The 24,159-nt window shown below is 64.9% G+C and carries 28 protein-coding genes; 15 read left to right on the top strand and 13 right to left on the bottom strand.

What is annotated here, in order from left to right; all coding sequences use genetic code 11:
* Positions 1–27: 27 nt before the first annotated feature.
* Both rsfS and rlmH read left to right on the top strand, forming a co-directional pair.
* Entirely contained in the window at positions 28–450 is a 423-nt protein-coding gene (gene rsfS / locus ACPFMJ_RS05060) for a ribosome silencing factor (RefSeq protein ID WP_424362761.1), read from the top strand.
* A 20-nt stretch (positions 451–470) separates the two neighbouring features.
* Positions 471–950 (top strand): 23S rRNA (pseudouridine(1915)-N(3))-methyltransferase RlmH, encoded by a 480-nt coding sequence (gene rlmH / locus ACPFMJ_RS05055; RefSeq protein WP_424362760.1) that lies wholly within the window; start codon positions 471–473, stop codon positions 948–950.
* Between the two features lie 393 nt (positions 951–1,343).
* Here the strand turns inward: rlmH and ACPFMJ_RS05050 are convergent, their stop codons facing one another.
* The gene (locus tag ACPFMJ_RS05050; RefSeq protein WP_424362759.1) at positions 1,344–1,673 is read right to left on the bottom strand and encodes a hypothetical protein; all 330 of its coding nucleotides are present in this window, start codon (positions 1,671–1,673) and stop codon (positions 1,344–1,346) included.
* Between the two features lie 17 nt (positions 1,674–1,690).
* Positions 1,691–2,518, bottom strand: a complete 828-nt coding sequence (locus tag ACPFMJ_RS05045; RefSeq protein ID WP_424362758.1) for a hypothetical protein — start codon at positions 2,516–2,518, stop codon at positions 1,691–1,693.
* A 681-nt stretch (positions 2,519–3,199) separates the two neighbouring features.
* On the opposite strand from ACPFMJ_RS05045, the gene ACPFMJ_RS05040 reads away from it, so the two are divergent.
* From ACPFMJ_RS05040 to ACPFMJ_RS05030, 3 genes are all read left to right on the top strand, one after another.
* Positions 3,200–3,709: a lysozyme inhibitor LprI family protein gene (locus ACPFMJ_RS05040; protein WP_424362757.1), complete on the top strand. Its 510-nt coding sequence runs from the start codon at positions 3,200–3,202 to the stop codon at positions 3,707–3,709.
* A 15-nt stretch (positions 3,710–3,724) separates the two neighbouring features.
* Entirely contained in the window at positions 3,725–4,828 is a 1,104-nt protein-coding gene (locus ACPFMJ_RS05035; protein ID WP_424362756.1) for an alpha/beta hydrolase, read from the top strand.
* 104 nt (positions 4,829–4,932) lie between these two features.
* Entirely contained in the window at positions 4,933–6,483 is a 1,551-nt protein-coding gene (locus ACPFMJ_RS05030) for an arylsulfatase (protein ID WP_424362755.1), read from the top strand.
* 414 nt (positions 6,484–6,897) lie between these two features.
* Here the strand turns inward: ACPFMJ_RS05030 and ACPFMJ_RS05025 are convergent, their stop codons facing one another.
* On the bottom strand, positions 6,898–7,104 hold the full coding sequence (locus ACPFMJ_RS05025) for a hypothetical protein (protein ID WP_424362754.1): 207 nt from the start codon (positions 7,102–7,104) through the stop codon (positions 6,898–6,900).
* A gap of 325 nt (positions 7,105–7,429) precedes the next feature.
* Here ACPFMJ_RS05025 and ACPFMJ_RS05020 point away from each other — a divergent pair, with 325 nt between their 5' ends.
* Positions 7,430–8,905: a PLP-dependent aminotransferase family protein gene (locus ACPFMJ_RS05020; protein WP_424362753.1), complete on the top strand. Its 1,476-nt coding sequence runs from the start codon at positions 7,430–7,432 to the stop codon at positions 8,903–8,905.
* Here the strand turns inward: ACPFMJ_RS05020 and ACPFMJ_RS05015 are convergent.
* The 3 genes from ACPFMJ_RS05015 to ACPFMJ_RS05005 all read right to left on the bottom strand — a co-directional run bounded on the left by ACPFMJ_RS05015 (position 8,902) and on the right by ACPFMJ_RS05005 (position 11,983).
* Positions 8,902–9,177 (bottom strand): hypothetical protein, encoded by a 276-nt coding sequence (locus ACPFMJ_RS05015; protein WP_424362752.1) that lies wholly within the window; start codon positions 9,175–9,177, stop codon positions 8,902–8,904. The genes ACPFMJ_RS05020 and ACPFMJ_RS05015 overlap by 4 nt on opposite strands.
* A 58-nt stretch (positions 9,178–9,235) precedes the next feature.
* A complete protein-coding gene (gene haoB, locus ACPFMJ_RS05010; RefSeq protein ID WP_424362751.1) occupies positions 9,236–10,186 on the bottom strand; it encodes a hydroxylamine oxidation protein HaoB in 951 nt (316 codons plus the stop codon).
* Positions 10,187–10,276: 90 nt separating this feature from the next.
* A complete protein-coding gene (locus tag ACPFMJ_RS05005) occupies positions 10,277–11,983 on the bottom strand; it encodes a multiheme c-type cytochrome (RefSeq protein ID WP_424362750.1) in 1,707 nt (568 codons plus the stop codon).
* A 185-nt stretch (positions 11,984–12,168) separates the two neighbouring features.
* On the opposite strand from ACPFMJ_RS05005, the gene ACPFMJ_RS05000 reads away from it, so the two are divergent.
* Entirely contained in the window at positions 12,169–12,888 is a 720-nt protein-coding gene (locus tag ACPFMJ_RS05000) for a metallophosphoesterase (RefSeq protein ID WP_424362749.1), read from the top strand.
* Positions 12,889–12,955: 67 nt separating this feature from the next.
* On the opposite strand, the gene ACPFMJ_RS04995 is transcribed toward ACPFMJ_RS05000, so the two are convergent.
* The gene (locus ACPFMJ_RS04995) at positions 12,956–13,366 is read right to left on the bottom strand and encodes a hypothetical protein (protein WP_424362748.1); all 411 of its coding nucleotides are present in this window, start codon (positions 13,364–13,366) and stop codon (positions 12,956–12,958) included.
* Between the two features lie 118 nt (positions 13,367–13,484).
* Between ACPFMJ_RS04995 and surE the strand changes: the two genes are divergently transcribed.
* From surE to ACPFMJ_RS04980, 3 genes are all read left to right on the top strand, one after another.
* Entirely contained in the window at positions 13,485–14,270 is a 786-nt protein-coding gene (surE, locus tag ACPFMJ_RS04990) for a 5'/3'-nucleotidase SurE (RefSeq protein WP_424362747.1), read from the top strand.
* A complete protein-coding gene (locus tag ACPFMJ_RS04985; RefSeq protein ID WP_424362746.1) occupies positions 14,267–14,944 on the top strand; it encodes a protein-L-isoaspartate O-methyltransferase family protein in 678 nt (225 codons plus the stop codon). Before surE ends, ACPFMJ_RS04985 begins: the two co-directional genes overlap by 4 nt.
* A gap of 201 nt (positions 14,945–15,145) precedes the next feature.
* Positions 15,146–16,732 (top strand): peptidoglycan DD-metalloendopeptidase family protein, encoded by a 1,587-nt coding sequence (locus tag ACPFMJ_RS04980; protein WP_424362745.1) that lies wholly within the window; start codon positions 15,146–15,148, stop codon positions 16,730–16,732.
* A gap of 101 nt (positions 16,733–16,833) precedes the next feature.
* On the opposite strand, the gene ACPFMJ_RS04975 is transcribed toward ACPFMJ_RS04980, so the two are convergent.
* A complete protein-coding gene (locus tag ACPFMJ_RS04975) occupies positions 16,834–17,139 on the bottom strand; it encodes a YkgJ family cysteine cluster protein (protein WP_424362744.1) in 306 nt (101 codons plus the stop codon).
* A gap of 146 nt (positions 17,140–17,285) precedes the next feature.
* Here ACPFMJ_RS04975 and ACPFMJ_RS04970 point away from each other — a divergent pair, with 146 nt between their 5' ends.
* Positions 17,286–17,612 carry a hypothetical protein gene (locus ACPFMJ_RS04970; RefSeq protein WP_424362743.1) on the top strand — a complete coding sequence of 109 codons (327 nt, stop codon included), beginning with the start codon at positions 17,286–17,288 and terminating at the stop codon, positions 17,610–17,612.
* Positions 17,613–17,846: 234 nt separating this feature from the next.
* Here the strand turns inward: ACPFMJ_RS04970 and zapE are convergent, their stop codons facing one another.
* Positions 17,847–18,986: a cell division protein ZapE gene (gene zapE / locus ACPFMJ_RS04965; RefSeq protein WP_424362742.1), complete on the bottom strand. Its 1,140-nt coding sequence runs from the start codon at positions 18,984–18,986 to the stop codon at positions 17,847–17,849.
* A 2-nt stretch (positions 18,987–18,988) separates the two neighbouring features.
* Positions 18,989–19,486 (bottom strand): GNAT family N-acetyltransferase, encoded by a 498-nt coding sequence (locus ACPFMJ_RS04960; protein ID WP_424362741.1) that lies wholly within the window; start codon positions 19,484–19,486, stop codon positions 18,989–18,991.
* Between the two features lie 89 nt (positions 19,487–19,575).
* On the opposite strand from ACPFMJ_RS04960, the gene ACPFMJ_RS04955 reads away from it, so the two are divergent.
* Positions 19,576–20,172 (top strand): N-acetyltransferase family protein, encoded by a 597-nt coding sequence (locus tag ACPFMJ_RS04955; RefSeq protein ID WP_424362740.1) that lies wholly within the window; start codon positions 19,576–19,578, stop codon positions 20,170–20,172.
* 27 nt (positions 20,173–20,199) lie between these two features.
* Positions 20,200–20,418, top strand: a complete 219-nt coding sequence (locus ACPFMJ_RS04950; protein WP_424362739.1) for a hypothetical protein — start codon at positions 20,200–20,202, stop codon at positions 20,416–20,418.
* Here the strand turns inward: ACPFMJ_RS04950 and ACPFMJ_RS04945 are convergent, their stop codons facing one another.
* Together ACPFMJ_RS04945 and ACPFMJ_RS04940 are read right to left on the bottom strand one after the other, a co-directional pair.
* A complete protein-coding gene (locus tag ACPFMJ_RS04945) occupies positions 20,419–20,895 on the bottom strand; it encodes a hypothetical protein (RefSeq protein ID WP_424362738.1) in 477 nt (158 codons plus the stop codon).
* Between the two features lie 27 nt (positions 20,896–20,922).
* Positions 20,923–21,429: an NUDIX domain-containing protein gene (locus tag ACPFMJ_RS04940; RefSeq protein WP_424362737.1), complete on the bottom strand. Its 507-nt coding sequence runs from the start codon at positions 21,427–21,429 to the stop codon at positions 20,923–20,925.
* A 66-nt stretch (positions 21,430–21,495) separates the two neighbouring features.
* Here ACPFMJ_RS04940 and ACPFMJ_RS04935 point away from each other — a divergent pair, with 66 nt between their 5' ends.
* Positions 21,496–22,380, top strand: coding sequence for a metallophosphoesterase family protein (locus ACPFMJ_RS04935; RefSeq protein ID WP_424362736.1), 885 nt, complete (start codon positions 21,496–21,498; stop codon positions 22,378–22,380).
* A 111-nt stretch (positions 22,381–22,491) separates the two neighbouring features.
* Positions 22,492–23,406 (top strand): hypothetical protein, encoded by a 915-nt coding sequence (locus tag ACPFMJ_RS04930; RefSeq protein ID WP_424362735.1) that lies wholly within the window; start codon positions 22,492–22,494, stop codon positions 23,404–23,406.
* 19 nt (positions 23,407–23,425) lie between these two features.
* On the opposite strand, the gene ACPFMJ_RS04925 is transcribed toward ACPFMJ_RS04930, so the two are convergent.
* Positions 23,426–24,148: a hypothetical protein gene (locus ACPFMJ_RS04925; protein WP_424363791.1), complete on the bottom strand. Its 723-nt coding sequence runs from the start codon at positions 24,146–24,148 to the stop codon at positions 23,426–23,428.
* Positions 24,149–24,159 lie beyond the last annotated feature (11 nt).

Genomic DNA, 24,159 nt, shown 5'->3' with positions numbered 1-24,159 from the left:
CTTGCGACCCCGAGAGGGCCGTGAAGCATGAGGGTTGCAACGCTGTCGACAAGTGTTCATCCGGGGGTGGAGACTCGCTCCCAGCCGAAGATCGGCGCCAAAGCGCCGCTTCCTGGCTCAGTCGTGCAAAATGTCCTCAATGCGCTGGACGAGACCAAGGCGGAGGACATCATCGCCATAGATCTGCGCGGCAAGACCGCCCTCGCTGATGAGATGATCATCGCGACGGGGCGTTCGACCGTGCATGTCGGCGCCATCGCCGACAAGGCGCTCAGGGCTCTGAAGGATGCCGGCGTAACCGCCCGCGTCGAGGGGCTGCCGCAGTGCGACTGGGTGTTGATCGACGCCGGCGACGTCATCGTCCATGTTTTCCGTCCCGAGGTGCGTCAATTCTACAACCTCGAGAAAATGTGGGGCGGCGACCGGCCGGTGGAGATGCGGCTGGTCTGATCCCGTAAAGACCAGCCGTCGTGCGATTGGGCATTATCTGCGTGGGCCGGATGAAGGCCGGTCCCGAGCGCGAGATTTACGCGCGCTACGCCGAGCGCATCGCAGCGCTACGGCGCATCGGTCTCGAAGGCCTTGATCTCAGGGAAATCGACGAGAGCAAAGCGAAGAGCCCCGCCGAGCGCATGGCGCGCGAGGGCGAGGAGATGCTTGCGCTCCTTCCCGCCGATTCGGCGCTCATCGTCTTCGACGAGCGGGGCAAGCCCGCGGACAGCGCGGCTTTCGCCGGTATCATCGGCCGCGAGCGAGACGCCGGCCGCAAGTCCGTGTGGTTCGCCATCGGCGGCTCGGAGGGCCTCGACGGGGCCGTGCGCGCGCGGGCGACAGCCGTCTTCTCTTTCGGCGCGATGACGATTCCGCACCAACTCGTGCGCATATTGGCGGCCGAGCAGATTTATCGCGCGATGACGATCCTGTCCGGCCACCCTTATCATCGCGCCTGATCAGTAGACAGGTTGCGTCCAGGGCGCAGAAGTCGGGATGGAGGTCGGTCGCCCGTCGGCGCCAGGAATGCCGCCATATCCCCCATTCCCGTAGCCGCCATGATTGCCGTGCCCTGGGCGAACGACGGGCGCGTAGAGATTGGCGGGAGTGGAGCCGCCCGCACTGGTTGGCGGACGCGGCGGAAAGAGTGACGGGTACGATCCGTAAATCATGCCCCCGGCAGTGGAAGCGCCGGGCGCTGCAACAGAGCCGGCGCTATTTGCAAAAGCGACGCTGGAAGCGGCGAGAAGAAATGTTGCTGCGGCAATGAGCCTCTTCATATCAACCTCCGACAATCGCTCGATATCGAGTGACCTAGGAGGCGGCGCATTTGCAGACAGGCGCCTATTTGGTCAGGAGCGACAACCTAAAGCGCGCATACAAACGGCCATCAGCAACCGCGAAGCGTTTCCAGCGCCTTGCATTTTCGCCAGCGCGACGACGCGATCGAGCGCAGGGCCGTGCGCCGCTATGCCGGCTGTCGCGCCTTCTTGCAGGAGACGCACAAGCAATGCATCCGTCGCCTCGACGAGATCGTCGTTAGCGTCGCTTTCCCGGCGACGCGGCGGCGGCGTCTTCATAGTCGAAATGAGCCAACCGAACGCGGCGCCGGCCAGCGCGGGCGGCGTGTCGCGATAACCGAGAATGCGCTCGAAGGCTCCACGCGCCGCGACCGCTTTCATGCGCCTGCGCTACATGGCTAGCGGGGCGCGCGGCGCGGCGGTTCGGACGGTTTCGGCGCGGGGGCGGGCGGCGGCTCCGCATCGATGGCATATGTCGCCAGCGCATTGGCCGTGTCGATCATGGGCTGCGCGCTGACGCGGACCGAGCCGGAATCCGGGCGGTCTATGTCCTGGATCAACAAAATCACCGAGGCGACGAGAACGGCGACGAGATAGACCGGCAGGCGCCATCGGCGCCGCTCGAGGCCGCTGGCGTAGCCGGAAAAGCCGACGCCGAGCGCCGCTATGCCGTAGAGGGCGAAGAAAACGATGCGCGGCACGCGGTGCCGGTAAGCCGTGAGGCGCGTTTCCTGAGCGTCGAAGACGTCGTTGAGCGCCTGAATGAAAAGCCCGGTCGGCACCATGCCGTTATCTTTCGCCGCGGCCGACTTCGCCTCCCGCCACAGGCTCTCCTGCAGTGCGTTGGCGCGCGCGACGGCGGCATCGAGCGACGGCTGTGCGCCGGTAGTTTCCGTCAGGGACACGCGGACGCCGACGTAATCCCGCAGCAGGTTGAGGCTTTCGGCGTTGTGCGGCGCCGGGAGGAGGCGCGCGCGCAATCCGGCCGTGCCGATGGCGTTGGCTTCCTTGAGCAGCGCGTCGCGCCGCGCGTCGAAGCGCGTTACGGCCATGGCGAACGTAAAGCTCAACATCAGCGCGAGGAGACCGAGGACGGAGGCCTCCAGAGTCGCGACGTTGGCTTCCTTGTCGGCAAAGACGCCAAGCCGGTGGCCCGCTTCGGAGGCGAGCGCGAAAAGAATAAGACTAGCGAAGAAGATAAAGGGCAGTGGGGTGTCGGCGAGCATGTCGATGGGCGTTCAGTTACTCCGCATGCTTGCGGGAGCAAAGCGGCGTTGCGCCACTCTGTCGGCGACTCCGAATCCGCTAGGGAAGGCGGCTCAGGCGACGCTACGCCGGGGGCGCACGCAGAGCAAGGAGCCTAATCCTGCACAGCGAGATCCATCAGCATGTGAATCTTGATGGCGATGTTCATGACAGCGAGGACGAGGCAGAACCAGACCGCTGCGAAAAACGCCCAGAACCTTGGGTCGGAATGCATCGCAAATTCCCCGCGCGAGCGCCGCGCGGAAAAGGATGCGCTTCTTCCCCTCCAGGGGCAAGTTCGCCGCCGGGAGCTCTCCAAAAAGACAGCCCACCGGGGGCTTACGCCACCCGGCAGGCCGTCGCTTCCCCTCGAAATCCGCCCTGAAACAAGAAAAAGCCTAATCTCGCCACATGCGTCGGCCAAGCGTGGCCATGAGGACGAACGGCGTTCGGACGACACTCTGTCCGAGCGTTGCAAAGAGGCCACATTCTTGTCTGCGAAAATCCAAGCGGCCCGGCGCGTGGGGGGCCCACCCGCCGGGCCTGGTCGCTCGAAACGGGCAGAGAATCGAACGACTTGAGCTGGACAATAGACTCTGAAAACTAAAGGACAAGTTCTCGTGGCCGGAACGAGGTCGGGAAAATTTCCAATGGAGGTCGGGATGACGAGCGCCGGATGGAAGATCGTCTTGCTGGCGGCGGGGTTGAGTTCGCCGGTCGCTGCGGAGGAAAAAGCGACCGCTTCACCGAATGCGAGCGAGAAAGGCTGGATCGCTGCTTGCCTGAAGGACAAAGCGGAAGAGGACGGCGCCTTTTCCTCCTGCGTCGGCAAGGTGACGGGCGCATGTCTTGGCCTTGAAGACGCGCCCAAGGAGATCAAGCCGTCGGACAAGAACGGGCATCCGCGCAGCTGCGCGCCCGTTGAGGCGAGAATATGGGACGACTATCTCAATCGCTGGTATGGCGACGCGGCCAAGGTCATCCCCGCCGAAGCGAAAGAGAAGCTTCGCGACGCCCAACGGGCATGGCTCGCTTATCGCGCCGCCCGTTGCGATACGGAAAGCGCGTTGCATCCATTCCCCCTCGGGGAGGATAATCGCGCCGATTGCCTGATGCGGGAAACCGCGCGACGGGCCCTGCAATTGCGAACCATTGCAACGGATTCTTATTGATCCGAGGAGCGGCTGTTGAATAGATTTCCCTTCACCGTTCTGTCTTTGAGCGCGCTCCTCGCGTCTCTCTCCGGGACGTGGGCCAAGACTCGGCCGCCAACGCTGCCCCAGGACGCGCCGGCCGCTGCGGCGGCCAATGCGCAGCCCGGCCCGCGTCGCGTGCCGCCGCGAGTCATTCCCGTGCCCGGCGACGTCAGCAAGCAACTGCAAGAATTCATCCGCATGCCTTATCCGCCGGGCGTGCTGTCGCCGCCGCCGAAGACGCCGCAGGAATGGGGCGCGCTGAACAAGCGCTTCGAGTCGGAATGGATCGCCCCGCTCGGGGATCTTCGCAAGCAATTGAAGGTCACGGTGGAGCCGACGAATGTCGCCGGCGTCAAGGCCTGGCTCGTGACCCCGCGCGACCTGCGGCCCGACAACGCGAACCGGATGCTCCTTCATGTGCATGGCGGCGGTTATGTTTTCGGCGGCGGCGAGGCGGCCACGAACGAAGCGATCATGATGGCCGGCATTGGCGGCTATCGCGTCATCTCGGTCGACTATCGCATGCCCCCGGAATTCCCGTTCCCCGCCGGGCTGGACGACGCGCTGACGGTCTGGCAGTCGCTGGCGCAGACGATCAATCCCAAAAACATGGCTGTCTTCGGCTCGTCCTCGGGCGGCGGGCTGGCGCTCGCCATGGTGCTCAAGGCGAAGGACGATGGCCTGCCGCTCCCGGCGGCGGTGGGCGCCGGAACGCCCTGGTCCGATCTCGACAAGATTGGCGACAGCTATTTCGCGAATGAGTATGTCGACAACATGCTTGTCACCTGGGACGGCTGGCTCGGCGGCGCGGCGCGGCTTTACGCCAACGGTCACGACCTCAAGAACCCTTATCTGTCGCCAGTCTACGGCAATTTCGCCAACTTTCCGCCGACCATACTCACGACGGGAACGCGCGACCTGTTTCTTTCCAACACCGTGCGCGTTCATCGCGCGCTGCGCCGCGCGGGCGCCGAAGCCGATCTCAATGTCTATGAAGGCATGAGCCACGCCCAATATGCAGGGCCGGGCATGCCCGAGGCGCGGGAGGTCTTCACTGACATGGCGCGATTCTTCGACGCGCATCTCGGGAGGTAGGCAGTCGCGCTCGCCTCCTGGTGGCATGTTGATACCAATCGGGTTACGCTCAGGCCGGGCGGCCGATGGCGGACATGCCCGACATATTTCAGGAGGCATAAGAGATGGCGTTTTGGAAGCGCGTCGCGGTCGGCGTCGCCGTCGCCGCCGGGTTGCTTGCGCCGGGCGCGCAGGCGGCGCCGCAAGCCGGTAAGAAGCCCAATATCCTCATCATCTGGGGCGACGACATCGGGCAGTTCAACGTCAGCGCCTATAACCGCGGCATGATGGGCTACAAGACGCCCAATATCGACAGGATCGCGCAGGAAGGCGCGCTCTTCACGGATTGGTACGGGCAGCAGAGCTGCACCGCCGGCCGCGCCGCCTTCATCACAGGACAGTCGCCGATCCGCACGGGTCTGACGAAGGTCGGCCTTCCTGGCGCGCCCGAGGGCATGAAGAAGGAAGATCCCACTATCGCGGATCTTTTGAAACCGCTCGGTTATGTCACCGGCCAGTTCGGCAAGAACCATCTCGGCGACCGCGACGACATGCTGCCGACGAACCACGGCTTCGACGAGTTCTTCGGCAATCTCTATCACCTCAACGCCGAGGAAGAGCCGGAGAATCCCGACTATCCGCAGAACCCGGAATTCAAGAAGCGCTTTGGTCCGCGCGGCGTAATTCACAGTTTCGCGGGCGGCAAGATCGAGGACACCGGCCCACTGACGCGCAAGCGCATGGAGACGGTGGACGAGGAAGTCACCAAGGCGGCGCTCGGCTTCATGGAGAAGGCCGTGAAGGAGGACAAACCCTTCTTCATCTGGTGGAACTCCACGCGCATGCACATCTTCACGCATCTCAAGCCGTCTTCGGAAGGCAAGACGGGCCTTGGCGTTTATGCCGACGGCATGGTCGAGCATGACGGCATGGTCGGCGAGTTGCTCGCGAAGCTGAAAGAACTCGGCGTCGAAGACAACACCATCGTGATGTATTCGACGGACAACGGCGCAGAGACCTTCACCTGGCCCGACGGCGGCACGACAATGTTCCGCGGCGAAAAGAACACCAACTGGGAAGGCGGCTATCGCGTCCCGACGGTGATCCGCTGGCCCGGCGTGATCAAGCCCGGCTCTGTCATCAACAATATCGGCGCGCATGAGGACATGCTGTCGACGCTTCTCGCGGCGGCCGGCGACCCTGACGTCAACGCCCAGCTTCTGAAGGGCAAGCGCATCAGCGGCCGTAACTACAAGGTCCATCTCGACGGCTACAATCTGTTGCCGGCGCTGAAGGGCGAGGGCGCATGGCCGCGCAAGGAGTTCATCTACTGGACCGATGACGGCTCCGTCGCCGCGCTCCGTCACGAGGACTGGAAAGTAACCTTCCTGAAGCAGAACGCTGTCGGCGTGAATGTCTGGCAGGCGCCTTTCGAGCAACTGCGCGCGCCTTTGCTCACCAACCTTCGCATGGATCCGTTCGAGCGGGCGGAAGAAGAGAACGCGATGGGCTATCAGCGCTGGTTCATCGACCGCATGTTCGCGATCGCGCCGGCGGCTGGCTATGTCGGCCAGTGGCTCCAGAGCTTCAAGGACTTTCCGCCGCGCCAGAAGCCCGGGAGCTTCAATCTCGACCGGGTGATGGAGTCGGTGACGCGCGGAGCGTCGGACAAATGATCCGAGCGGGGCCGCCGGTGGAAACCTGGCGGCCTCCCGCGAGACGTTTAGCCGTAGGCCCATCCGGCAAGAGCCGCCCCGAGGAAAAAGATGACCACGCCATAGGCGATGATTTTCCAGAGACCGTCGGGCATTCTCTCGACCTATCCTCGGCAAAACGGCCCGTCGCTACATCCGCGCTCGGGCCGCTTCTTCAGACGACGTCTCTACCGTCGCCTTTGGCACAGATAGGTATGCGTTCGCCGCATGACAAGGCTGGCGCGTGCGCCTTTTGGCTACATCCAGCCGTCAAATCTCGAAATCGCCATGAGCATTAGAAGGCTGATCAGCTCCATGGCGAGGAAGGACAAAACCGCTGCTGGAAGGCTCATGTGAACGACTCTTGCCGCTTGCAGTGAAGATATCGGTTAGGACTTAATCTTGGGTCTGAACGCCGGTCTTCAACACGGCGGGCTTTTCGGTCTGGGCGACCATGGCCTGCGTTTGCGCCGAGGTCTTGGCCGGTCGCGCGGCGTGGTCCACGCGGTGCTTTGCAGGTCCGCCGAGGCTCGTAGCGAAACCCAGCGCGAGAAAGCCGACCCAAAAGGCGGCCGGGACGATCTTCGAATTGGCGAGCGACATTTGGTCCTCCCGGATCCCGTTTCGTTTTCTGCGCTGTGAGAGTTCCGCAAGAACTGTCTATGGAAAAGCGCCAGAGGCGAGCCAGATAATGGCGCCAGTTAAAACTTTTTTGACAAAGTGGATGCCGCGTCCCTGGTCGCGCGTTTTCGCCGCAGCCACTTAAGCGGGTGGCGCCAGAGGAGCGGCCAGTCGTGGATCTATGCGGTTGCAAAAGACAGCCTTAATCGTCGGATATGGCAACCGCGTAGGTTCGCTGATCGGAAACCGTGAAATGATGAGCATTACATCTGTCGGTCGTCCGGCTCCGGTAGTCCGGAGCGGCCATGTGCAACTGTCGATCATTCTGAAAGAATCTGAGAAATCGACTCTGCAGACGCAGATTTTCGATCAGATCCGCACGATGATTCTCAACGGCCAGCTTCGCGGCGACGATCCTCTGCCGACGACGCGCGAGCTGAGCGCGCAGCTTGGCGTTTCGCGAAATACGGCCGTGCTGGCATATGAGCGTCTGATTGCCGAAGGCTATATCCGAACCAAGCCCTATGTCGGCACGTTCGTCTCGCCGGATCTGCCGGATACGGCTTTTCTTTCGTCGGCCGCGAACGCCACGCCCACGGCGCCTCATCTGCCGGAAGAACCTGAAACGGGTTTGGCCGTGCGTGAATTGCGCACCCATCGCCTCGCCGACCCCGATCGTCGCCGCCTCGCCGCGGATTTCTGGGTGGGCCGTCCCGACGCGCGAACCTTCCCGCTCAAGGCGTGGTCGCATCACATCAAGGGGCGGCTGAAATCGGCTGCGACCAAGCTGACGAGCTACAACGATCCGGCGGGACTGCTGGAGCTTCGCCAGGCCATCGCCAAACATCTCGCGCCCGCGCGCGGCGTCGTCTGCGATGTGGACCAGATCATCATCGTCGGCGGTTGCCAGGAGGGCTTCAATCTCGTTGGGCGCATGCTGGTGACGCCGGGCTCAACGGCGGTGGTCGAATCGCCTTGTTATCAGGGCGCGGCCTTCGTGCTCGAAAGCCTCGGCGCCAAGCTTCACCCCGTGCCGATCGACCGCGACGGTCTCGACGTGACCCAGCTCCCGCATGTTAACGGCGCCGTCGCCTATGTGACGCCGTCTCATCAATATCCCGTCGGCGTGACGATGAGCCTGCAACGACGCATCGAGCTCCTGTCATGGGCGACGCAGTACGACGCCTATATCATGGAAGACGACTATGACAGCGACTTCCGCTTCGTCGGCTCGCCGTTGACCGCGCTCAAAGGCCTCGATCGCAACGAGCGCGTCATCTATCTCGGCACCTTCTCCAAATGCATGGGGCCGGGCCTGCGCCTTGGCTATGTCGTCGCGCCGCGCCGGCTCGTCGACAGCTTCCGCCGCATGAAAATGCTGATGAACAACGGCCAGAGCTGGCTCGAGCAGGCGGCGATGGCGGATTTCATGGCGAGCGGCGAATTCGGCCGCCACCTGCGCCGTATCCGCCAGCTCTATCGCGAGCGTCGCGACGCGCTGCTCGGCGCGCTCCACAAGCATTTCGGCGAATGCGAAGTGTATGGCGAGCAGGCCGGCATGCATCTCGTGTGGAAGCTGCCGGAAGGCTTCCCGCCGGCGGAGGAAGTGGAAGCCAGGGGCCTTGCCGCCGGCGTCGGCGTCTGTTCGCTCGCGACAGGTTCGGCGCTGCGTTTCGACAAGAATGACGGCGGCGATCGCTTGCTGATGCTCGGCTTTGTCGCGCTCTCCGAGAAGGAGATCGAGGACGGCATTGCGCGGCTCGCGGGGGCGTTGAAGGCCTAGTTGGGCCTTACGCCCGGCGCGCAACTGACCATGGCGGTGTATTTTTTGCCGTCCCAATCTTCCTCGACGCGACAGCCGCGTCGCTCATAAGCGTCGTGATAGGGAGATTCCGCATCTCGCTCGTCCACGCGCGTCCAGACGCCGGGGGTCTTCCGAACCCAGCCGCGCGCAATCGCGGCGGCTTCTGCGCTCCCATTTCCTGAAAGGACGGTCTGCGCCGCCGCCGCCGGGCCGGCGAGGGCGACGAGCAGGACGAGAAGCGGGAACTTCATCGCAGGGCTCCGGTCAGGAAAGCCCATGAACCGCTATCGGGTCGCGCTTGTTCCGCGACTACGCGCGCAGGCGGTAAACCCACCAGCCCTTGTGCTGATAGACGAGCTCCAGACGCTCGAGCTGCGCGGGGTTGGATGTCGAGAAGGGCAGGAGCTTCGCGACCAGCGCGTCGCTGTCGGCTTTGCGCGTGAAGTAATGCAGCCTCAGCGCCCCGCCTGTCGGCTCCGCCGCATAGGCCCCCTCGATTTTATTTTCGCGCATCCACTGCGTCGCGGATTTGATGACGCCATGCGACACGCCTGAGGCGGGGAAATCCTTGTAGCCGATCGAGAGCCGATCCGGCCGCGCGGCCGCGGCTTTCCAGACGTCCGAGATATGCACGGCGACAAAGGCGGACTTGCCGCCCGCAAGTTTGGCCAGAATGTCGGCGCCATGCTTTTCGTCGGACGTCAACGCGTCGATGAATTGCGTAAAGCTTTCATGCGACGCAGGCTCCGCGCCGGCTCCCCAACGCGTACGTTCAGCCTCCCGAGCTTCAGTCCACGATGAGGGAATGAGGAGCCCGTCGGCGTGGGCGTCATCGAGCGGCGCATTTCGTTTCGTCGCGACGCGAATGGCGCGCGAGAGATCCCACCAGGAGAGGACCACGGCGTCTTCGGGGACATGCTCGCGGATGGCCGTGAGGACTTTTGCGATGTCCGACGCGGAGACGTCCGAAAACAGGATCGGCTCGGTCACCTCATTGCGCCAGACGAGCGGCGCAAGGCGCGCGCCATCTTTCGCGACGAGGCCGCTTGCAATCGGGCGACGTTCTTCCGGGCTCTTGATCTCGATGCGCTGCAAGGCGTCCGGCGCAAGGCCGAGTCCCGCGAGCTCCTTCGTTTCGTCAGCAGGGGCGGCCGCGAAGGTCAGCGCGTAATGCGCTGCGGGCCTGAGCGTCGAATAGCCAGCCCAGCCGAGGAGGGCGAGCCCGCCGGCGATGAGGCCTGCGCCAATGAGGCGTCTCATGCGATCTCCATTCGCTAGAATAGCGCACGGCCCGGAAACCCTTGCGAGCTTCCGGGCCGCTCTGTCTTTCTGCCGATCAGAGGAGAGGGCTTACGCCTTCGTCCTGTCGCGGCGCATCAGCATCAGGCCGCCGACGATCACCGCGAGCAGGCCGAGGCCCGCGGCGATGCTGCGGCGCATCGGGGAATCGAGCTCGAGATCGCCGCGCTTCTCGCCGGAGATGCGCTTCAACTCGGCGCGAATTTCCGCCGCTTCGCGCAGCTTCGTGTCCTCGTCGTTGATCCTCGCCGCGGCGCCGATGAGCTGCGACCAGCCTTCCGAATAGGTGTAGCCGCCGGGATTCATGTGAGCGAGCGCCTTGTAGTGCTTGATCTGGTGGTGCTCCCACATGTCCGCGAAGACATATTCGATCATGCTCGGATTATTGCCCTTCTGCCAGAAGAGCTGGAAGAAGCCGCCGGCTTCATCCTTCTCGGGGGCAGGCGGCGCCGGGCGGTTCGTCTTCTGACCCGGCAGCAGCTTGTCGTTGAAGAGCTTCACGAGCACGCTGCGCGACTTCTCGGTGATCTCAAGGCCCGAGATGATGCCCTTGTCCATGTCGTCGAGATAGGCGCGGGCAAAGCTGTCGGAGTGACAGTTCGTGCAGGTCGAGACCCAAGACTCCTTGCGCGCCGTGAACCACGGGTGGTTCAAATTCTCGGCGATCTTCGGCATGGGCACGAAGGCCCAGCGCGCCTTGCGCACCATGTTGTGGGTGAACTTGCCCTGATACTCCATGTGACAGAAGGCGCAGGTCGGGGCGTTCATATGGCCCTTTTCCATCGCTTCCGAGAGCGGCGCGTTCCAGTCCCACTGATCGCCGCGCGCCTGATAGACCGTGCCGTGCTTCGAGAGCATGTAGCCTTCGAATTCGTTGTGGTCGACGCCGTTGTGGCATTGCGCGCAGGCCTGCGGCTTGCGAGCCTCGACCGCCGAGAATTCGTGGCGCGTATGGCAGGAGTTACAGGTCGTCTGCGGCGTGTGGCAGAAGGTGCAGCCTTCCGCGACTTCGCGCTGCTCCATCGCCGCCCAAATGGCGTTCTCGACATTCGCCTTCATCGACAGCGCATGCGAGGGATGGCCCGGCTTCCACTGATCCTGCGGCCAGGTGAAGGTGTCGCGCTCGGATTCGCGCTCGGCGAATTGCTGAACGTGGCACTGTCCGCAAGCCGCGGCGTCCGGCATCTTCAGCTCGGCCTTGTGCTGACCATGCTGCTGGCCGACGCCCATGTGGCAGTCGATGCAGCCGACTTCCTTCAGGCTTTCGCCGGCTTTCAGCTTGCCCATGGACTGGAGGTTCGCTTCGACCTCCTTGATCATCGCCTTCTTGTAGGCGCGCGAGTCGCTCTCGGGCAGCTTGCGGATCTCGTCGAGATTGCCATGGACGCTGCTCTTCCAGCTATGCGTCCAGCCGGGCGTCGTCTGCTGATGGCACTCGACGCATTGCTGGCGGGTCGCGTCGACGTCGACGGTCTGCGGCGGCTTATAAAAAGTGTGGGGGTTGAGGTATTTCGAAATCGGGATCGGCTCCCAATATTTCGAAAGCGAGCCCTTGCCTGCGCCCTGGGCCTCGTCGTGATAGCGCTTCTCGAGCGCGTCGAAGAGTTCCTTGGGGGAGGCTGTTTTGGCGAGGCCAAGCGCCTTGTATGTTTCATCCGGCGTCTCGGCCCGAGCGGGGGCGAGCGCCAGAACGACGGCGCCGACAAGCGCTAAAAGGCCGACGCCCAAGCGTCGGCGAAGGACACCAAAATTCAACATTTTCCCCTCGGCGCGGAAGATTCCCCCTGTGGCGGCATTGTCGAGAGCGAAGCATTCGGTGGAAAGGACCACAGATTCTGGGGCTTATGGCGCCAGCCCTGCTTTCTTTCCTCTGCGCCGCTCGCCGCCGCCTTTTCGCACGATAGATGAGGTTTCCACTTTAGACCATGGCGGAAAGTACGACCTTGAACGCTGCTGCGCCAGAAGGCCTGCGAATTTATGCGATCGGCGACGTTCATGGACGCGACGATCTTCTGGCGAGGCTCTCGCAGCGCATAGCGAACGATCTTCGCGCCGGGGATTACGATAAGGCCGTCACGGTCCTTCTCGGGGATTACGTCGATCGCGGGCGCGACTCGCGCGAAGTGATCGACCGTCTTGCGCGCCACGATTTCCCCACCCCGATCGTAACGCTGCGCGGAAATCATGAAGACGTGATGCTGCGCTATCTCGACGACCCCGCCATGCTCGATCAGTTCGCCGCCTTTGGCGGACTTATGACGATTGTTTCCTACGGGGTCGATCCGGGGGAGGAAATGAAGGCCGGCGCCGCCGCGGCGGTGCATGCGGCCTTTGTGGCGCATGTCCCGGAGGAGCATCGGCGCTTCCTTGAGGAGACGCGGATGTCCGTGGAATATGGCGATTATTTTTTCTGCCACGCCGGGGTGCGGCCACATGTGCCGCTGGATCGCCAGGACCCCGGCGACCTGATGTGGATCCGTTACGAGTTCCTGAACTATCGCGGGAGTTTTGGAAAAGTGATCGTGCACGGGCATACGCCCCACGCCCACGTTCAAAATCACGAGAACCGGATCAATCTGGACACCCACGCCTTCAAGAGCGGGGTGCTAACGGCCGTGGTTCTGGAGGGGGAGGGGAGGCGGTTTCTCGATACGGCCGGGTGAGCGACGCCTGCGGTCGGATAGTGAGGACAATCCCTCCCCCGGAGGGGAGGGACTGCAGCGTCGGCGCTCAATAGGTCGCCATGACCGGGGGCTGACCGGCGCCGTAAACGCCAGCGCCGCAACAGCCAGGCGCACCGCCGCCATAGCCATAGACGTCGCCGCCGCCGAAGAGGCCGCCCACGGCGTCGAAGGGGGCCGTCAGAATGTCGAGCGGACCGCCGTCATAGTATCCGGCTCCCGCGCCGTAGTAAGCCGGGGCGGCGCCAGCGCCGTAATAGGCCGGGGCGGCGCCGTAGCGGGCGCCCACATATCCGGCGCGCGCAACGCCATAACGGGTCATCCCGTAACGGTGGTGCGTCATGCCATAATGGTGGTAGCCGCCGGTGCGCATCCCCATGCGATAGGAATGGGCGTCGGCGTAGCCCATGGAGGCGGCAAGCGCCGCGGCAACGAACAGAGGCGTAAGTTTTGAACGCATTGCTATCTCCCTACGCGTCCCCAGGACCCACGCTCCATGTAGGGCGCGGGTGGACGGCTGCTGCCGAATCGGTTCAAAAACATGAGGATTCCCTCATGCTCACGGTCGGTCGCGCCTGATGCGCATTCTCGTTACCAATGACGACGGCATTCACGCGCCGGGCCTCGCCGTGGCCGAGAAGATCGCGCGCGAACTCTCCGACGACGTCTTCGTCGTCGCGCCCGAATGGGAGCAGTCCGGCGTCGCGCATTCGCTGTCCCTGAACGATCCGCTGCGCCTGCGCGAAATCTCGCCCCGCCACTTCGCGGTGAAGGGCACGCCGACGGACTGCGTGATCATGGCCGTGCGCAAGCTCCTGCTCGACCATCCGCCGGATCTTGTGATCTCCGGCGTGAATAGCGGGCAGAACCTCGCGGAGGATGTGACCTATTCCGGCACCATCGCCGGCGCGATGGAGGCGACGATCCTCGGCATTCCGGCCATCGCCTTCTCGCAATGCTACGACTTCTTCGCGGGCCGCCGCACGATCCATTGGGAATGCGCCGAGGCCCATGGCGTCGACATCGCGCGCGAGCTTCTCGCCGCGGGCATTCCGCGCAATGTGCTCATTAACGTCAACTTTCCAGCCTGCGCGCCGCATGAGATCAGGGGCGTCGCCGTCACCATGCAGGGGCGGCGCAGCAACGACCTGATGCGGATCGAGGACCGCCAGGACGGCCGGGGCAATCCCTATCACTGGATTTCCTTCCAGCGCGGCAGCTTCTCGCCGGGGCCGGGGTCGGATCTACTGGCGGTTGAGGAGCGCAAGATCTCCATCACGCCGCTACAGCTCGATCTAACGGACCATCCGACCCTAACCCGCCTCGCCGCCGTCTTCGACGAGCGCGCGAAGGGCCGTTCATGAGCGAGGCCGCCGCCAGGGCTGCTTTCGAGGAGCGCGCCGCGCTGCTCCTCGCGGTACGTCAGGCGGGCGTGCGGGACATCTCGGTCATGCGCGCCATCGAGGCCGCGCCGCGCGAGGCTTTCGCGCCCTACAAGTTTCGGGACCTCGCCAATCGCAACATGGCCCTGCCGCTCGGCTGCGGACAGTCCATGTCGCGTCCCGCCGATCTCGGCCGGCGCATTGAGGCGCTGCGCATCGGGCGGGGCCATCGTGTGCTCGAAGTGGGGACCGGCTCCGGCTATGGGACCGCCATCCTCGCGCGCCTCTCCCGCGAGGTCGTGTCGCTCGAGCGCTACGAGACCCTCGCCATCGAGGCCGCGCGGCGCCTCACGGCGCTTCCCGCCGCCAACGCTGTCGCATTGCACGCGGACGGTCTGGCGCCCGAGGCCAGCCTCGGGGAATTCGACCGCATCATCCTTCAGGCGGCCCTCGACGCGCCGCCGGCGGCTCTCCTGCGCATTCTGACGCCTGGCGGCTCATTGGTTTACGTTCGTCGTGAATTCGCCGAGGGCGAAAAGCGCCCGCGTCAACGATTGATTAAGGTTGATCGCATCGAAGGCGGCGAATTGCGCGAAACGGATCTCGGCCCGCATAGCCTTGGAATGGCGACGATTGGAACGGCAAAAGCCCTTTAGATCGCGGGCTTGCGACATGATGAAGATTTTAGAGAACCCGTTCGTCCGGGATTCATCTTAAACGCCTCCTTAACCCGCTTGCGCATAGAACTGACGTGTTGGTGGTGCGTGCGAGTGGGTCGCGTCATGGCTATAAAGCGTCAAATTGCTTATTCGCGGGTCGCCTTGCGGCTCTTGCTGGCCGCCGGAGCGGCCGCCCTGATGGCGGGTTGTTCGGACGCCTCTCGTTTCGCCGATCCTTTCGCCAATCCCTTCGGCTCGGGCTCCGCGCCGAAGATCGCGAAATATGGCGCGGTCGACCGCTCTCCAACGGGAGCGATCGCCAATCCGGCGCCCGCCCGCGTCGAGTCCCGTCCTCTTCCGGCTCCAGGCGCCCAGCCTGCCGCGCCGCGCGCTCCGGCCCCGGTCGCCAGCGCTCCGTCGCCCGCCGGCCCCGGCGGCTCGCATTGGACCGCCGACGGCGGCACGCCGGTCACTGTCGGCTCCGGCGAGACGGCGGCGATGCTCGCGACGCGCTTCGGCGTGCCGACCGACGCGCTGCTGCGCGCCAATGGTTATTCCACCGCTTCGCAGGTTCAGCCCGGCTCGCGCATCATCATCCCGGTCTATCGCGCTGGGGGCGTCGCCCATTCGGGCCCGGCCGCTTCTCCGGCTACGGCGCCCGTGAAGATCGCCGAAGCCAAGCCCGAGCCCAAGGTCGACCCGAAGGCCCAGGCCGCCGCCGCTCGCGAGGAGCAGCGCAAGGCGGAAGCCGCCGCGAAGGCCGCCCGCGAGGAGCAGGCCAAGGCCGAGCGCGCCGCCAAGCTTGCCCGTGAGGACGAAGCCAAGGCCAAGAAGGCCAAGGCCGCCGCCGATGAGCAGGAGTTGAAGCGCCAGAAGAAGGCCGAGGCAGAGAAGGCCGCCGAGGAGGCGCGTCTCGCCAAGGTGGAGGCCGAGAAGGCCGCCGCCCAGAAGGCCGCCGAGACGAAGAAGCTCGCCGAGGCCCGCGCCGCCGAAGCCAAGAAGGTCGCCGAAGCCAAGAAGGCCGAGGCGAAGCAGCAGGCGGACGCCAAGGCCGCCGAAGCGAAGGCCGCCGCCGAAAAGGCGAAGCTCGCAAAGGCCGACGCCGCGAAGTCGAAGGCCGACGCCGCCAAGGCCGCGGAAGCCAAGGCCGAAGCCGCCAAGGCGGCCGAGGAGGCGAAGCTCGCCAAGGCCGAAGCCGCGAAGGCCGCGAAGGCCGAGCGCCTCGCCAAGGCCGAGGCCGCGCGCGAGGAAGCCGCCGCCGCCGCCGCTGAAAAGCAGGCCGCCGCGGCCGAGAAGAAGGAGCAGAAGGTCGCCCAGGCGGAAGCCGCGCCGGCCGCTCGTCAGGTCGACAAGAGCACGCCGACCGCTTCCATTCCGCCGGCGGAGGAGGCCACCAAAGTCTCGCTCGAGAGCGACAAGCCCGAATTCCGCTGGCCCGCGCGCGGCCGCATCATTCAGGGCTTCTCCTCCGGCGGCAATGACGGCATCAACATCGCCGTGCCGGAAGGCACGCCGGTGAAGGCGGCCGAAGGCGGCACGGTGGCTTACGCCGGCAGCGAGCTGAAGGGCTACGGCAATCTGGTGCTGATCCGTCACCCGAACGGCTTCGTCACCGCCTACGCCCACAATGGCGAGCTCGACGTGAAGCGCGGCGACACGGTGAAGCGCGGCCAGACGATCGCCAAGTCCGGCCAGTCCGGCAATGTCGGCTCCCCGCAGCTTCACTTCGAACTGCGCAAGGGCTCGACCCCGGTCGATCCGACGAATTACCTCGCGGGCCTCTAAACACAACGCGGGGAAGAAATTCTCCAAGCGTTCGCGAGACACTTACGCTGGAGAAAAGCTAGGCGGCGGGTCCCAGGAAAGGCCCGCCGCCGGTTTCGTTTTTAGAGGGCAGGGAGCCCGTGGACGCTCCGGGCGCGGGCGCATTTCTCATCGCCCGGCTGCACCTCCCGGCAGGGCGAGGGCCGGCTTTCATAGGCCGCGCAGCGCGTCTCTCCGCCGACCTCGCCGATCAGCGCCGCGCAATGCGGCGTCCGGCAATTGGTCCCCCGCATATTGGCGATGACCGGCGTGAGCGGCTCATAAAGCGCCTCCGGCAGCCCGCGTTCGGCCGCCTCGGCCCAGTAAAAAGACACGCGGAAGGCGGCGCAGCAGGCGCCGCAAGTCAGGCAGGGATTGGTCGGGGCCATCGGACGTAACGGCTTCGGAGAGCGGCGATCTACCGCGCTTTCGGGCGCCAGGTAAGTCCTCGCCTGCGCCGCTTCGAGAGGGCGCCAACGCGCTTGAAAATGCGCTATATCGAGCCCCGAAAACCCATCCAGAGGGATCAAAGCCTGTGAAATACCGGTTTGCCTGCCTGTTCGCCCTTGTCGTCACGCCCGCTTTCGCCGTCGATCCGACCGGCATCCCGGAATGCGACGCGCTGCTGCATCGTTACGAGGCTTGCTCGGGCCAATTGAAGCCCAAGCAGGTCCACGCGGCGCAGAAGGAGCTGCTCGACGCCGCCATGGGCATGCGCGCCGTCTCCAACGATCCGACCAAGCGGCCGGATCTGATCCGCTACTGCAACGACACGTTCGAGCAGATGAAGAAGTCGAGCGACATCAAGGAGTGCATGTCGCAGCCGGAGCCCGCGCCGCAGCCCGCCGCTCCCAAGCCTTAAGCTTACTTCGACGCTCCATGCGTGGTTGAAAGCGCCTTATTGGACAAACCTCCGAGGCGGCCTCGTCCTTCGAGACGCGAGCTTCGCTCGCACCTCAGGATGAGGCCTAGGTCATCAGTCCCGATCCAGAAGCCCTTCATGCTGAGGAGCCTGCGAAGCAGGCGTCTCGAAGCACGAGGGGCGTCAGCCGCCTTTTCAGAAGTCTCCGGTGAGCGGTCCCCCGCGCGCGGCTCCTCAGCCGGCGCCCGCCAGCGCGCTCCCGTGGACGCAGGCTTCGAGATAGGCGCGCGATCTCATCTCGGTTAGGCGGGAGATCGTGCGCTGATATTCCTGCGCTTCGGCCCCATGCGACGCATCGTAGATGTAATCCGGCTCGGCGGCGGCCGAGAGCGCCAGCAGGGCATGCGCTTCATACAGAACGTCGACCAGCATGATGAGGCGCCGCGCCTCGTTGCGCTGCTCCGGCGTCAGGACGGGCACGTCGTCGAGAATGACGGCGTCGAAGCGTTCGGCGATGGCGAGATAATCCGCGGCCGAATAGGGCCGTCCGCAAATTTCGGCGAAGCTCATGCGCGCGACGCGGCCGGCGGCCTGCGGGATGTAGATAGCGCGCTGCTTGACCTCGATCTCCGCGGGTTCACCCTGCTCGGCGCCGGCGAGCGAAAGGAAAAGCGCGTCCATCGCCGCTTGCGCGCGCGCGTCCGCGGGCGCGAAGAACACTTCGCCAGCGCAATTTTGTTGCGCGCGATAGTCGATGGGCGCCGCGAGCCGCATCACGTCCATGCGCTCCTGCAGAAGCGCGATGAAGGGCAGGAAAAGATCGCGATTGCGCCCGCCGTCATAGAGGCGCGACGGCTCGACATTGGAGGTCGCGACGACGAGGACGTTCTCCGCGAAAAGCGTCGCGAAAAGCCGCGCGAGGATCGTCGCGTCGGCGATGTCCGTGACCGCGAATTCGTCGAAGCACAGCAGGCTCGCTTCTGACGCAATTTCATGCGCGACGCGCGTCACCGGATCGGCGAGGCCGCCCGCCGACTCGCGCCGCATCCGATGCAGGCGGTCGTGAACGTCGGCCATGAAGCCGTGGAAATGCGCGCGGCGCTTTTTCTCGACCGGGGCCATGTCGAAGAAGAGGTTCATCAACATGGTCTTGCCGCGCCCGACCGGCCCCCAGAGATAGAGGCCGCGCGGCCGCTGCTCCTGCCAGAAGAAGGCGCGCAGCACTTTTGGGAGAGGGGCGGCGGGCGCGCGCCCCTTGGCAAGGAGGTCGACCAGCGCCTGGAGCTTTTTCACCGCCTCGCGCTGATGGGCGTCGGGATGGAGGCCGCGTTCGACGACCAGAGCGTCGTAGCGTTGGAGGAGCGGGCCCTTCATCGTCAGGCGCGCCGCATCTGGCCGCTAATAGCCTCGAAAGCGCCGGGCTGTAGCTCGCAATAGAGAAGGCGGTCCGGGTCGACCGGCCCAGGCATGGTGATCTTGCCGCGCGGCACGCGGTCGAAGCCGACCCGCGAATAGTAATCGTAGTCGCCCACGAGCAGCACGATCCCGTGCCCCGCGTCGCGCGCCGCGTCGAGCGAGTGCTTCATGAGCTTTTCGCCGACGCCCTGCGACCGGAAGGCGGGCTCGACGGTGAGCGGGCCGAGAAGCATGGCCGGCGTCGTGCCGACCAGAATCCCCGTCATCCGATTGGCGCCCACCAGCAGCGTGCCGACCCGCGCCACGAAGGAAAGCGACAAATCGGGCGCGACGCCCTCGCGCAGGCGATAGGCCGTGCGCGCATAGCGGCCGGGGCCGAAGGCGCGCTCGTCGAGTTTCTCGATCTGCGCTTCGTCCGCCGCCGTCATGGGGAAGAATTGGATGACAAGGTCGATCATGAGCCGGGCCGAGCCCATAACACGCGCGGCGCTCTAGGCAAAACGAGGTTCGGCGTTGCCCTCCGGCTTAACGCCTGCGAAATTGCGCCATGACCGAGATCAAGCTGCGCCGCGCCGGGCCGGACCATGCGGGAGCTATCGCCGACATCCACATCGCCTCCTGGCGGGAGACTTACGCCGCAATGATGCCGGCGGAAACGCTCGCCGGCCTCGACCCGGGGGAATGGGCGCAGAGATGGCGGGCCAATCTCTCCGACGACGATCCGGCCACGGCGACCCTTCTGGCGGAAGACGCCGACGGCCCCGCGGGCTTCGGCCTCTGCCGCCGCCAGCGCTCGGAAAAACTCCTGCCGCTCGGTTTTTTCGGTGAGATAACCTCGCTCTATCTGCTGCGGCGGATTCAGCGGCGCGGGGCGGGGCGCCGGCTCCTCGCCGAGATGGCCGGGCATCTTCTCGCCCATGGCTGCGACAGCGCCGCCGTCTGGGTGTTTCGCATTGCCGCCCATGCGCGGGCCTTCTACGAGGCGCATGGCGCCGAGCCGACGGGCGTCGCGGGCGTGTGGGAGATTTACGGCATGGTCCTGCCGGACATGGCCTATGGCTGGCGAGACTTGCGGCGGATCGCCCCGGAAGGCTTGACCTGCGGCGACAGCGTCCCAACCTTGCATGGCGGCGGCAACGGTTAGTTTGCGGGGCCATATTGCGAGGACGACATGCGCGCGCTTCTTTCGATTTCGACCTTTCTCGCCTTTTTCGCGGTCGCGCCGGCGATGGCGCAGGGGACCGAGGCCCAAAAGGCAGCCTGCGAGCGGGACGCCGAGCGGCTCTGCTCCGACGCGATTCCCGACGCCATCGCGGTCGAGAAATGCCTTGCCGCCAATATGCGGTCGCTCTCCGCCGCCTGCCGGCGACAGTTCAAGCCCAGGCGCTGATCAGTGTAGCGCGGACATGAGCTGACGAACGAAGGGCGCGCGCTGGAAGGCGGCGAAGTCGATTTTCAACTCGCGCCCCCCATGGCGCCCGACGCCCTTTTCCGCGTCGCCGAGGACGCCGGCGCGGTAATCCGCAAGCGACAGGCCGTCCGCCTTCCCGCCGTTCCAGCGCCGAAAAATCTTGTATTTGGCGCGATCGTAGGCGTCAGAACGGCCTTGATCGGCGGCGAGGTCCGCGAGGCCGAAGCTGAACCGTATCCAGGCTTCGCGCGAAATCTTCCCCGTGTGCTTCACGTCCATCTCGGCGAAAGTCTTGTCGATGAAGCGATTGGCTTCGTCGGCGGTGATGAAGCCGTCATGGTTCTCGTCGAAGGACTGGAAAATGGCGTCGAGCATGTGATGCGCGTCGCTTTGGGCGCGGGCCGGCGCGGCGCCGAGGGCGAGACTGGCGGCGAGCACGGCGAAGAGGGGCCTCATGTCGGTCTTCCTGAAAATGTTTTGCGCTCACCAATAAGGGGAGATCGGCTCCCCGTCCAAGACCTCGGCGATGCGGGCGCGGGTCGCAGGCGTGACGCCCGGGGGGAGGTCGCCAAGCGGGAAGAAGCCGGTTTCGGCGATCTCGTGATCGGGCTCCTTGCCCTGGCAGGCGAAGTGACGCACGACGTAGAGCCCCACATGATCGCGCGTCGAAACCCGACGGTTGAGATAGACGCCGTGGAGCGCCGGCGCGCTCAAAAGATCCACGCCGCCTTCCTCCTGCAACTCCCGGGTCAGCGCCTGGAGCATGGTTTCACCGCCCTCCACGCCGCCGCCGGGGAGGTAGAAGCCCGGCACATAAGTGTGCCGAACCAGCAGCACGCGGTCCTCGGCGTCGATCACGAGCCCGCGCACGCCGAGCGTCATTGGGCGCTGGAAGAGGGCGCCGAAGGTGATGATCTTCGAGACGACCCGCGCCCGCAGCGAAGGCTCCGGCCGATCCCTTGGCGGCGTCCTGGTCGTTTCCTGTTTCATGCGGTCGACTATGGCAAAAGGCGCGCGAAGCCTCTAGGACTAAGCGCACCAAAAACAGGGTCGAATGTGAGCTTTCTTCTCGCCCATCTCTCCGACGCCCATATCGGGCCGATCCCGCGCCCCAATCTGGCGGAACTGCTCGGCAAGCGCGTCACCGGCTATGTGAACTGGCTCTACAAGCGCGCCGGCCAGCACGACATGGGCGTGCTGGGGCGCCTCGTCGAAGACATGCGCGCCCATAATCCCGACCATGTCGTCATGACGGGCGACATCGTGAATATCGGCCTGCCGGGCGAGATCGCGCTCGCCAAGGAGTGGCTCGCGACGCTGGGCGGCCCGAGCGAGGTCAGCTTCACGCCGGGCAATCACGACGCCTATGTCGCCGACGCGACGAAACTCGTCCACGAGGTCTTCGAGCCCTGGACGACAAGCGAGACGCAGGCGGCGGGCTTCCCCTATCTGCGCCGCCGCGAGGGCGTCGCGCTGATCGGGCTCGATTCCGGCGTGCCCACGGCGCCTTTCGTGGCGTCCGGCAGGCTGGGGGAGGCGCAGCTCGCCGCGCTCGGCGCGCTGCTCGACCAGACGAAGGCGGAGGGCCTCGCCCGCATCGTCTTCCTGCACCATCCCCCGCATGTCGGCGGCGCGCGCGTTCTGCGCGGGCTGGACGACGCGGCGGCTTTCGAGGCGGTGATCGCAAAGCACGGCGCGGAGCTCGTGCTGCACGGCCACAACCACAAGCCGAGCGTCGCCTATATCCCCGCGCCGCACGGCGTTACGCCCGTCGTCGGCGTCGCCTCGGCCTCCGCGAAGCCCGGCGGGCATTATCCGGCGGCGGCCTACAATCTCTACGAGATCGAACGGGCGGGGGACGCCCTGCGCATCGGCCTGCGGCGACGCGGATTCAACGAGGCCGGGGAGGTCGTGGCCGTCGGTTTGGTCGACGCTTTATGAGGCGGTAACTGCGACCTCACAATGCGCGGATTCCGCGGATTCAATTCACCCAATTGCTAGGATTAGGCTCTAGCTCCTGATCGACGGGCGTTTTGTCGATCAGGAGTCTTTATGAAAAACATTTTCGCGCTTGCGCCGGCGGCGCTTTTTCTCGGAGTCTCTCCACTTGATGCAGCAGCTTTGGCCGCGCCGACCCAGAAGCTCGCATGGGTCTCCAAACTGTCGGGCGCCGACGCCGCCGATTGCGGGAGCGTCGCCAACCCATGTCGGACATTTCAGTTCGCGCATGACAACGTCGTCGTCGCCGGCGGGACGATCTATGTGCGCGACTCGGGCGGTTACGGCCCTGTCACGATCTCCAAGGCCATCTCCATCATCAATGACGGGAATGGCGTCGCCAGCATTTCAGCTTCTATGGACGGCGTGACGGTGGCGGCCGGCGTGAGCGACGTCGTCCTGATCAAGGGCCTGACGATCGACGGGGCGGGCGTGGGCCTGAAAGGGATCAAGGTCCAGTCCGTCGGCAACGTCACGATTACAGATTGCACCGTGAAGGGCTTCAAAGATGCGGGAATTTTTCTCGGGTCCACCTCAGGCGTGAAATTCGGCGTGATCAATTCGCTGCTGACCGACAACCGTTTCAATCTCTCTATACAGCCAAGCGGGTCTTCCGCCTCGGGCTTTCTTCGCAATGTCCTTCTTACGAAGGGCAATATCGGGATCAACGCCGATGGGACGGGGGCCTATGCGGGTGCGATCGTCGTGTCTCTTGAAGACAGTATCGCCGCCCAGAATGGCGATGGCCTTAGATCGCTCGGCGCGACCGTCACGGCTAACGGCTTCAAGGCGGAGCACAATCAGACTGGGGCCAACGTCAACAGCGGCGTTTTGATTATATCCCGCTCCCAGTTCATAGCGAACCAAGGGAGTGACGTCAGCGTGTCGGGCACAGGGAAAGTAATGAGCGCGGGCGATAATGTTATCGACGTTCTGTCGGGCAATCTCACGCCCTACAGTCTTCGTTAGGTCGCCAAAGCGAATTCGGCTAACCCGCCACGTAAGTCTTGTAGGCCCACATGACGATGATCGCGAGCAGGCCGAAGAAGGTGGCGGAACCTAGAAACTCTATGAAGAACAGGAATGCCTGAAACGCCTTCCCGCTCAGAATGCCCGGCGCTTCCTTCTGCGCTGCGGTCTTGCGCACGACGCGCGCCGCGCCGCCGCTGGCGTAATCCACGGCCAGCGCTTTCTCGCGCTCGATGAGCCGGTGGGCGATATAGTCGGTCGCGGCGTCGACCATCTCGTCTATATCGGCGGTCTCGCGCAGCGTGATGCGGCCGTGGCGGGTGTCCTGCAGGAAGCGATAGGTCCGCCGGTCGCGGTCCATCTCCACGAAGCCGATCTGGTCGATGAAGAGGCGCGGGCGTTCTCCCGGCGATACGGCCACGTCGAAGATGTCGCAATCGGCCGGGATCTGCGCCAGCACAGGCGAGAGCGCGTCCGCAAGCAGTTCGAGCCGGGCGATCTCCGCGGCCCGCAGATCGGCCAGCGCGGCCGAATGCTCGGCGTTCTCGACGCGCGCCTTGCGCAGCGCCGTGGCGAGGCTCGCCATGCGCTGATCGAGCGGCGCCTTGCCGGCGAGTTCGCCCTTCTCGCGGCTCGCGTCAGCGGGAACGATGGCGGAAATCTTTTCGGTCGCGGCGGGAATCGGTTTTCTCAACAAGCTCGGGCGGCCATTGTCGGTCTGCGCGGCCAGAGGGTCGTCCATTTCGCTCACTG

The sequence above is a fragment of the Methylocystis parvus genome (genome assembly GCF_049675845.1).
In the GTDB taxonomy this organism is placed as follows: domain Bacteria; phylum Pseudomonadota; class Alphaproteobacteria; order Rhizobiales; family Beijerinckiaceae; genus Methylocystis; species Methylocystis parvus_A.
The sequence above is the reverse complement of the archived record's forward strand: the minus strand, read 5'-3'. Positions and strand labels throughout refer to the sequence as shown.